The 10627-nt window shown below is 42.0% G+C and carries 7 protein-coding genes; all 7 read left to right on the top strand.

What is annotated here, in order from left to right; translation table 11 throughout:
* Positions 1–1494: LPXTG cell wall anchor domain-containing protein (locus CJ239_RS08320; protein WP_219716986.1), on the top strand; the 1494-nt coding region annotated here is incomplete at its 5' end.
* A gap of 167 nt (positions 1495–1661) precedes the next feature.
* Positions 1662–2939: an ABC transporter permease gene (locus CJ239_RS08315; RefSeq protein ID WP_102211220.1), complete on the top strand. Its 1278-nt coding sequence runs from the start codon at positions 1662–1664 to the stop codon at positions 2937–2939.
* Between the two features lie 12 nt (positions 2940–2951).
* Positions 2952–3599, top strand: a complete 648-nt coding sequence (gene vex2 / locus CJ239_RS08310; RefSeq protein WP_102211219.1) for an ABC transporter ATP-binding subunit Vex2 — start codon at positions 2952–2954, stop codon at positions 3597–3599.
* 50 nt (positions 3600–3649) lie between these two features.
* The gene (vex3, locus tag CJ239_RS08305) at positions 3650–5029 is read left to right on the top strand and encodes an ABC transporter permease subunit Vex3 (protein WP_102211218.1); all 1380 of its coding nucleotides are present in this window, start codon (positions 3650–3652) and stop codon (positions 5027–5029) included.
* Between the two features lie 338 nt (positions 5030–5367).
* Complete coding sequence (locus CJ239_RS08300) at positions 5368–8469, top strand: LysM peptidoglycan-binding domain-containing protein (RefSeq protein ID WP_102211217.1); 3102 nt, start codon at positions 5368–5370, stop codon at positions 8467–8469.
* A 163-nt stretch (positions 8470–8632) separates the two neighbouring features.
* Complete coding sequence (gene vncR, locus CJ239_RS08295) at positions 8633–9289, top strand: response regulator transcription factor VncR (protein WP_102211216.1); 657 nt, start codon at positions 8633–8635, stop codon at positions 9287–9289.
* Complete coding sequence (gene vncS, locus CJ239_RS08290) at positions 9286–10614, top strand: sensor histidine kinase VncS (protein WP_102211215.1); 1329 nt, start codon at positions 9286–9288, stop codon at positions 10612–10614. The genes vncR and vncS overlap by 4 nt, the downstream gene beginning before the upstream one ends.
* The last annotated feature ends 13 nt before the right edge of the window (positions 10615–10627 follow it).

The raw sequence follows: 10627 nt of genomic DNA, 5'->3' as shown, positions 1-10627 counted from the left end.
ACAGCAACAGTGACAGATCCAAGAACAGGAATCAGTCATACAATTCCAGGAACAGAGCTAGTAAACCAAGACTTCGAACTAGTGAAACCAACCGACAAAGTTCCAGTCAAAGACACAGCCCACTTAACTCCAGAAGAGAAGAAACAAGTGGCAGATAAAGTCAAAGACAAGAACCCAGGTAAGGAAGTAACAGTAGGCGACGATGGCACAGCAACAGTGACAGATCCAAGAACAGGAATCAGTCATACAATTCCAGGAACAGAGCTAGTAAACCAAGACTTCGAACTAGTGAAACCAACTGACAAAGTTCCAGTCAAAGACACAGCCCACTTAACTCCAGAAGAGAAGAAACAAGTGGCAGACAAAGTCAAAGACAAGAACCCAGGTAAGGAAGTAACAGTAGGAGACGATGGAACAGCAACAGTGACAGATCCAACAACAGGAATCAGTCATACAATTCCAGGAACAGAGCTAGTAAACCAAGACTTCGAATTAGTGAAACCAACCGACAAAGTTCCAGTCAAAGACAAATCCCACTTAACTCCAGAAGAGAAGAAACAAGTGGCAGACAAAGTCAAAGACAAGAACCCAGGTAAGGAAGTAACGGTAGGAGATGATGGCACAGCAACAGTGACAGATCCAACAACAGGAATCAGTCATACAATTCCAGGAACAGACTTAGTGAACCAAGACTTTGAACCAGTAATACCAGCTGATAAGATTCCAGTAAAAGATCCTGATAACTTAACACAAGAAGAACAGGATAAAGTAAAAGAATTAGTTGAAAAAGCTAATCCAGGTAAAAAAGTAACAGTAGATAAAACTGGAAAAGTTACAATAACTGATCCAAATACTGATATAAGTCATGAGATACCAGGAGAAAAATTAATAACTCTTGTTCCACCAGTTGTTGATATTCCTGAATATACAGCTCCAATAGGAACAACAGGTGTTGATGAAAATGGAAATCTTATTGAACCTCCAATTAAGCATCAAACTAAACTTATCATCACTAAATGGGTTGATGAAAAAGGTAACGAGCTAAAACCAGCAGATGCAAAAGCACCAAAAGTTTTAGGTGAAGCGAACGAAGCATTTGAACATGGTGAAATTGAAGGGTATGTATTTGTAAGAACAGAAACTAAAGGTGATGTTGTAACTCACGTCTTCAGAAAAGTGAGCCAAGTTAGACCAACAGGTGACGGTCAACAAAGACCAGCTACTCCATCTGACGTTACAAATTCTAGACAGAATACTGCTAACCCTGCTGAGGTGCCAGCTACTCAACCTACTGAACAACCAAGTCAAACAATTGAAGTACCTGCTCAATTGCCGCATGAAGTGTCTGAAACGAATTCTCAACCGCAAGCAGTATTGCCAAATACTGGTACACAAGAAGACCGTGCTACAGGTGCATTAGGAGTTCTCTCTCTTCTTGGCGCATTTGGTTTGCTATTTGCCAAAAAGAAAAAAGACGATGAAGAGGAAGCATAAATAGATGATCTCATCTGATCCTTAGTAGCTTTCCCTACATAAAGTCTTTGGAAATCAAAAAGAACTAGAAAACTCACTCATTTGTGAGAACTCTAGTTCTTTTTTTGTATTTCATAAACATTTCATATTTGGATTTTATAATAGTCTTACAAATATGGAGGTGACAAATGAATCCATTTCAAAGAGCTTGGGCTTATGTCAGCAGAAAACGACTGAGAAGTTTTATTTTATTTCTGATTTTATTGGTCTTATTAGCAGGAATTTCAGCCTGTTTGACTCTGATGAAGTCCAATAAAACAGTGGAAACCAATCTTTACAAATCACTCAACACATCTTTTTCTATTAAGAAGATAGAAAATGGTCAGACTTTTAAGTTGTCAGATCTAGCGTCCGTGAGCAAGATTAAAGGACTGGAAAATGTCTCTCCTGAATTCGAGACGGTTGCAAAGTTGAAAGACAAGGAAGCGGTGAGTGGTGAGCAGCGTGTAGAACGTGATGACTTGTCCGCTGAAGATAAGAACTTGGTTAGTTTAACGGCTCTTGAGGATTCATCCAAGGATGTCACCTTTACCAGTTCAGCTTTCAATCTAAAAGAAGGGCGACACCTTCAAAAAGGGGATTCAAAGAAAATCATCATCCACGAAGAGCTAGCTAAGAAGAATAGTCTTTGGCTTCATGACAAGATTGGCTTGGATGTTGGACAGTTCGAATCTGGCAAAGGACAAACAGTGGAGTTTGAGATTGTCGGCATCTTTTCTGGTAAAAAACAAGAGAAATTTACAGGCTTGTCTTCAGACTTCAGTGAAAACCAGGTCTTTACAGACTATGAAAGTAGCCAGGCCCTTTTGGGGAATAGTGAAGCTCAAGTCAGTGCAGCTCGCTTCTATGTAGAAAGTCCTAAGGAAATGGACGGACTCATGAAGCAGGTAGAAAACTTGGCATTGGAAAGTCAAGGTTACCAAGTTGAGAAGGAGAACAAGGCATTTGAACAAATCAAAGACTCAGTAGCAACCTTCCAAACCTTCCTGACCATCTTCCTTTATGGGATGTTGATAGCAGGAGCAGGAGCCTTAATTTTGGTTTTGTCTCTCTGGTTGAGGGAAAGGGTATACGAAGTGGGAATTTTACTTGCACTTGGAAAAGGTAAGAGCTCGATTTTTCTACAATTCTGTTTAGAGGTAGTTTTGGTATCTCTTGGTGCTCTGCTTCCAGCATTTGCTACAGGAAACGCAATCATAACTTACCTACTCCAAACCCTACTAGCAAGTGTAGACCAGGCAGCCCTACAAGACACGCTAGCTAAAGCAAGTGGTCTATCAAGTAGTTTATTATCTTTTGCAGAATCCTATGTTTTTCTAGTTCTGCTTAGTTGCTTATCACTAGCCTTTTGTTTCCTATTTTTATTTAGAAAATCGCCTAAGGAAATTTTATCATCTATTAGTTAAGAAGGAGAAATCATGACTTTATTACAATTACAAGATGTTACCTACCGTTATAAGAACACTGCTGAGGCAGTTTTATATCAGATCAATTATAATTTTGAACCCGGGAAATTTTACAGTATCATTGGTGAGTCAGGAGCAGGGAAATCCACTCTCTTATCCCTACTTGCTGGTCTAGATAGTCCTGTTGAAGGTTCGATTCTTTTCCAAGGGGAAGACATTCGTAAGAAGGGATATTCTTATCATCGCATGCACCATATTTCCTTGGTCTTTCAAAATTATAACTTGATAGATTATCTTTCTCCACTGGAAAATATCCGCTTGGTCAACAAAAAAGCAAGCAAGGATACACTTCTTGAACTTGATTTGGATGAAAGTCAGATCAAGCGGAATGTTCTCCAGTTATCAGGTGGTCAACAACAACGTGTGGCTATTGCTCGCAGTTTGGTATCGGAAGCTCCAGTTATTCTAGCTGATGAGCCAACAGGAAATCTGGACCCTAAAACTGCTGGAGATATTGTCGAACTGCTCAAATCACTTACGCAGAAAACAGGTAAATGTGTGATTGTCGTCACCCACAGCAAAGAAGTGGCACAAGCGTCAGATATTACACTTGAGTTGAAAGATAAGAAACTGACTGAAACTCGTAATACTAGTAAATAATATGAGCTTGTTTTGATAGGATTATAAAATCAAACCTAGAAAGGAAACCTATGTTACACAACGCATTTGCCTATGTTACAAGGAAGTTTTTCAAATCGATTGTCATCTTCCTGATTATTCTCCTCATGGCGAGCTTGAGTTTGGTTGGCTTGTCAATCAAGGGAGCTACTGCCAAGGCCTCTCAGGAGACCTTTAAAAATATCACCAATAGCTTCTCCATGCAAATCAATCGTCGCGTTAATCAAGGAACGCCACGTGGTGCTGGGAATATTAAGGGGGAAGATATCAAAAAAATCACCGAAAATAAGGCTATTGAGTCTTATGTGAAACGTATTAACGCTATCGGAGATTTGACTGGCTATGAACTCATCGAAACGCCAGAAACCAAGAAAAATCTGACACCTGACCGTGCCAAACATTTTGGAAGTAGCTTGATGATTACAGGTGTCAATGACTCCTCTAAAGAAGACAAGTTTGTCTCTGGTTCTTATAAACTGGTCGAAGGAGAGCACCTAACAAACGACGACAAGGACAAGATCCTCCTGCACAAGGACTTGGCAGCCAAACACGGCTGGAAAGTAGGGGACAAGGTCAAACTAGACTCTAATATCTACGATGCAGACAATGAAAAAGGGGCCAAGGAAACAGTTGAAGTGACAATCAAGGGACTCTTTGATGGTCACAATAAGTCGGCAGTAACCTACTCACAAGAACTCTATGAAAACACAGCTATCACAGACATCCATACGGCTGCTAAACTTTATGGATACACAGAAGACACAGCTATTTATGGGGATGCAACCTTCTTTGTAACAGCGGACAAGAACTTGGATGATGTTATGAAAGAGTTGAATGGCATCAGTGGTATCAACTGGAAGAGCTATACACTTGTTAAGAGCTCATCTAACTACCCAGCTCTTGAGCAATCCATCTCTGGTATGTACAAGATGGCCAACCTCCTCTTCTGGGGTAGCTTGAGTTTCTCAGTTCTTCTTCTTGCCCTCTTGCTCAGCCTTTGGATTAACGCTCGTCGCAAGGAAGTGGGAATCCTCCTCTCTATCGGTCTCAGGCAAGCAAGTATCTTGGGTCAATTCATCACTGAATCTATCTTGATTGCCATCCCTGCTCTAGTTTCTGCTTACCTCCTAGCCAACTACACAGCTCGTGCAATCGGAAACACTGTTCTTGCCAATGTGACTTCAGGTGTTGCCAAGCAAGCTGGCAAGGCGGCTCAAGCCTCTAACCTTGGTGGTGGTGCAGAAGTAGATGGCTTTAGCAAGACTTTGTCGAGCCTAGACATTTCCATTCAGACATCAGACTTTATCATCGTCTTTGTCCTTGCCTTGGTTTTAGTGGTTCTCGTTATGGCGCTTGCTTCAAGCAATCTCCTTAGAAAACAACCAAAAGAGCTCTTGCTGGATAGCGAATAAGTCTGGAAAAATTAGTCTAAAATAGAGACTGCATCTTGTTTTTCTATTCAAGAATGGTGGATAGAGAATGGCTATTTAACAATTCAAAATAGATCTGAAAGCAGTGGTAAAAATCATTGCTTTCTTTGTACTTTTGCTGGTGTATGTGATATACTAAAATCGTGGAATTCAGTGGAAGGATAATTTGCAATTTCTATATTCAAATATGCATAAAAATTTATTTATAATTTGCTTTTAAATAAATAGAAAACCTGTAGATATCTATCCAGACTGAAAAGGTAAATGAACCTGCTGTAGCTGAGTTTGCCTTTTAAAAATATAAAATAGTGAGGAAAATAATGAGACAAACAAATGTTAGAGGGACCTTATCCCTACGTGGCTTTAGAAAATTAAGAACTGGTGCAATTGTTGCAACAGGTGTGATTTTATTGGGGCTGGGCTTTTTAGCTCCAACTGTTTCCGCTAACGAACAAGATGGTGTTTGGGTAGCTAGAACAGTTGCAGAAGTAAAAGCTGATATTCAAAATATAGACAATTTATCACACTACACTATTAAGTGGGGAGATACACTGAGTGCTATTAGTGGAGCAACGGGACTATCTGTGGATAGTTTGGTTGAGATAAATCGTATTGCAAATAGAGATTTGATTTTTGCCAATAATAAATTGTATTTTAGCGAAGAGGCTTTTCTAAAAGATGGAAATACAGAAGTACGAAGACAGCGAGTGTCGATTGATAATTCTGGTAGCTGTCAAAGTTATGAAGTTGAAACTAAGACTGATACTGTAACTGGAGAGCAGACGACTACTGTTAAACAAACGACACCAGCAGTTGTGGAAACCCCAGCGGTGTCAGTAGCGAAATCAGAAACCCCAGTCACAGTTGCGCCCAAAGCAGAAACAAGGTCAGAAACTTTAAATGCTCCATCTACTGAATCCAATCCAGTAACAGATAAGGCGTCTTCAAATACAGGGACTACAAATCAGCCTGTAGTTTCAAATCCAAGTTCAGAAGCGCCAGCGCCATCAGTACCAGACTTGAAAGCTGAAACCCCAGCAGTGTCAGCGCCCAAAGCAGATGAGCCAGTAGCGTCAGCACCGAAAGTGGAGGATCCAGCAGTGTCAGCGCCCAAAGCAGACGAGCCAGTAGCTCCAGCACCGAGAGCGGATGAGCCAGTATCTCCAGCGCCCAAAGCAGAAGAGCCAGCAGCTCCAGCACCGAAAGAAGAGAAGCCAGCGACTTCAGCACCGAAAGAAGAGAAGCCAGTAACACCAGCGCCAAAAGTGGAAGAGCCAGCGACACCAGCACCGAAAGAAGAGAAGCCAGCAACGCCAGCGCTAAAAGCGGAAGAGCCAGCGACAACAACACCGAAGGCGAAAGAACCAGCAGCGACTGAACCAAAAGCGGAAGAGCCAGCGACACCAGCACCGAAAGAAGAGAAGCCAGCAACGCCAGCGCCAAAAGCGGAAGAGCCAGCGACACCAGCACCGAAAGAAGAGAAGCCAGCAACGCCAGCGCCAAAAGCGGAAGAGCCAGCGACAACAACACCGAAAGAAGAGAAGCCAGTAACACCAGCGCCAAAAGTGGAAGAGCCAGCTACACCGGCACCGAAAGAAGAGAAGCCAGCAACACCAGCGCCGAAAGAAGAGAAGCCAGTAACACCAGCGCCAAAAGCGGAAGAGCCAGCGACACCAGCGCCAAAAGCGGAAGAGCCAGCGACACCAGCGCCAAAAGTGGAAGAGCCAGCGACACCGGCACCGAAAGAAGAGAAGCCAGTAACACCGGCACCGAAAGAAGAGAAGCCAGTAACACCAGCGCCGAAAGAAGAGAAGCCAGTAACACCAGCGCCAAAAGTGGAAGAGCCAGCGACACCAGCACCGAAAGAAGAGAAGCCAGCTACACCGGCACCGAAAGAAGAGAAGCCAGTAGCGACTGAACCAAAAGCGGACGAACCATCGGCAACAACACCGAAGGCGGAAGAACCAGCAACGACTGAACCAAAAACAGAAGAACTGGCGGCAACAACACCGAAGGCGGACGAACCAGCAACGACTGAACCAAAAACGGACGAACCAGCCGGCACAACACCGAAGGCGGAAGAACCAGCAACGACTGAACCAAAAACAGAAGAACTGGCGGCAACAACACCGAAGGCAGAGGAACCAGCGACACCGGCGCCAAAAGTTGAAGAACCATCGGCAACAACACCGAAGGCGGAAGAGCCAGCAGGAACTGAACCAAAAACGGAAGAACCGGCGGCAACAACACCAAAAGAAGATAGTCCGTCTGAGGAAGCAGCACCTAAAGATGAAAAACTTGAGGAAGCTAAAAAAGATGGAAAAAATATTATCGAAGAAATTGCAACTTCAAAACTTAGTGAAATTGAAAAAGTTAAAGATGAAGCAGAAAAAGCTAAGTTAGAAGCTAAATTAAATGAATTAAAAGATGCAGCAATAAAAGCAATAAATAATGCTAAAGATCATGATGCTGCTGTAGATGCTACAGCTGAGTATCAAAGTAAAATTGATGAAATTGATGTTCCAGGTGAAGAATTACCAGCACCAAACTATAACAAAGATAATTTAACAAATGGCCGTAATGAAGGTACTACTATTGACAATGGAAGTACGGTAATAGGTCATGGATCTGGTGAAGCTACAGCAACAAGTTCAACACAGCCCGTTACTGAAGAAAGATCAACTTCAACAGTATCTCCAGAAGGAAGTTCAACACAACCAGCTTCAACAGAAACTACAGCGGGAACTTCAAGTTTTAGAAATGCTCCATCAGTTCAAGTGCGGGCAAGAAGAGTAGCACGTTCGACATCAGAACCAGATGGAACTGTAAATATTAGCTATAACTTCGCTGGAATGCCAGATATTCATGGTTTCCTATCTGACCCAGGAGAAAATAATACTGTTACGATTCCTGCTGGAACTAATGAAGAACAGGCAAAAGAGTTAGTAAAAGAAAAAATTCAAGCCAAGATAAAAGACCTAGCTACTAGAGGGTATCATGTGAAAAATGACATTATTTTTGAGCAAGATACTACTGTGAAAAATTATAACTATGTAGTTACATTCACTAAGGAGGCTACAGGAACTTCAGGTTTCAGAATGGCTCCAGCAGTTCAACCACGTGCTAGCAGAAATCGTAGAAGTCTAGAACAACCAACTCCTCAAAAGGTCAAAGTCAATGTTTTTTATAACTTTGATCAAATGAAAGATATTGCAGGTTTCCTAGGAGATATCAATGGAACTTCTCTTGAAATCGCGGAAGGTTTGTCAAATGAACAGGTGAAAGTAGCAGTTAAGAACCAAGTTGAAGCTAAGAAAGAAGAGTTGCGTAAACGTGGCTATACTTTCAAAGAGGACTATGTATATCAAGCTAATGGGAAAGATTATAATTACGTTGTAACATTTTCAAAATCAACTAAATAATTTTCAGTCCATAGAGAGTGAAATGTTAGCAGAGAGAGCGATAGGCTCTCTTTGTTTTATCTAGTGGTCGGTTTCTTAGAGACAAAAGGTCAGTAAGAGGCTATAATAAAAATAGAGTAGGTATTTATCCTAAGAAAAATAAAAAATAGAGAGCAGTTAAAGTATGAAAATTTTAATTGTAGAAGATGAAGAGATGATCCGTGAGGGGATCAGTGACTATTTGACAGATTGTGGTTATGAAACCATTGAAGCAGCAGACGGTCAAGAAGCTTTGGAAAAATTTTCCAGCTATGAAGTAGCCTTGGTTTTACTGGATATTCAGATGCCTAAGCTCAATGGTCTAGAAGTTCTAGCTGAAATTCGAAAAACCAGTCAGGTTCCTGTCTTGATGTTGACTGCCTTTCAGGATGAGGAATACAAGATGAGTGCCTTTGCTTCGCTCGCAGATGGCTATCTGGAAAAACCTTTTTCTCTGTCCCTCTTAAAAGTAAGGGTAGATGCGATTTTCAAGCGCTATTATGATATGGGACGAATCTTCTCCTATAAGGATGCCAAGGTGGACTTTGAGAGCTACAGTGCAAGCCTCGCAGGTCAAGAAGTACCTATTAATGCCAAAGAGTTGGAAATTCTGGATTATTTGGTAAAAAATGAAGGACGGGCCTTGACTCGATCTCAGATTATCGATGCGGTCTGGAAGGCGACAGATGAGGTTCCCTTTGATCGTGTCATTGATGTCTATATCAAGGAATTGCGGAAAAAGCTAGACCTGGACTGCATCCTCACTGTGCGCAATGTTGGTTATAAATTGGAGCGAAAATGAAACGAACAGGTTTATTTACAAAGATATTTCTCTATACCTTCTCGATTTTTAGTGTTCTGGTCGTCTGTCTCCATTTAGCCATTTATTTTCTCTTTCCCTCGACTTATCTGAGCCACCGTCAGGAAACCATTGTCCAGAAAGCGACAGCCATTGCCCAGTCCCTAGAGGGAAAGGATAGGCAGAGTATCGAGCAAGTCTTAGACTTGTATTCCCAGACCAGTGATATCAAGGGAGCAGTCAAGGGAGAGATGACTGAGGACAAGTTAGAAGTCAAGGAAAGTCTTCCTCTGGATACAGACCGTCAGACAACCTCTCTCTTTATCGAGGAGCGCGAGGTGAAAACGCAAGATGGTAGCACTATGACTCTCCAGTTTCTAGCTTCCATGGACTTGCAAAAGGAAGCGGAGCAGATTAGTCTCCAATTTCTTCCCTATACCTTGCTGGCATCCTTTCTGATTTCACTTTTGGTGGCCTACATCTATGCTCGGACCATTGTTGCCCCCATTTTGGAAATCAAGCGCGTGACCAGTCAGATGATGGAACTGGATGCTCAAGTGCGATTGCGCGTGGATTCTAAGGATGAGATTGGGGATCTCAAGGAACAAATCAATAGCCTCTACCAGCATCTTTTGACTGTCATTGCGGACTTGCATGACAAGAATGAAGCTATTCTCCAGCTGGAAAAGATGAAGGTCGAATTCCTACGAGGGGCTTCTCATGAATTGAAAACACCGCTGGCTAGTTTGAAAATCCTGATCGAAAATATGAAAGAAAATATCGGTCGCTATAAGGATAGAGACCACTATCTGGGAGTTGCCTTAGGAATTGTGGATGAGCTCAATCACCACGTTCTCCAGATACTTTCCCTCTCTTCTGTGCAGGAATTACGAGATGATAGGGAACAAATTGACCTACACCAGATGACGCAAAGTCTCGTTAAGGATTATGCCTTGCTAGCCAAGGAGAGAAAACTTCAGATTGACAATAGTTTGAACCATCAGCAGGTTTATCTAAATCCATCAGTTATGAAGTTAATCCTGTCTAATCTTATCAGCAATGCCATCAAGCACTCTGTTCCAGGTGGCTTGGTTGGCATTGGAGAAAGAGAAGGAGAGTTCTTTATCGAAAATAGCTGTAGTCCTGAAGAACAAGAAAAACTGGCCCAGTCTTTTTCTGACAATGCTAGTCGCAAGGCCAAGGGGTCTGGGATGGGACTCTTTGTGGTCAAGAGTCTATTAGAACATGAAAAATTAGCTTATCGTTTCGAGATGAAGGAGAATCATTTAACCTTCTTTATAGCTTTTCCAAAAATCGCCCAAGACTAGGCAGAGAAAGGGT

Origin of the sequence: Streptococcus sp. UMB0029 (assembly GCF_002871495.1) — a bacterium.
GTDB lineage: Bacteria > Bacillota > Bacilli > Lactobacillales > Streptococcaceae > Streptococcus.
This window is presented reverse-complemented; position numbering and strand designations above follow the sequence as displayed.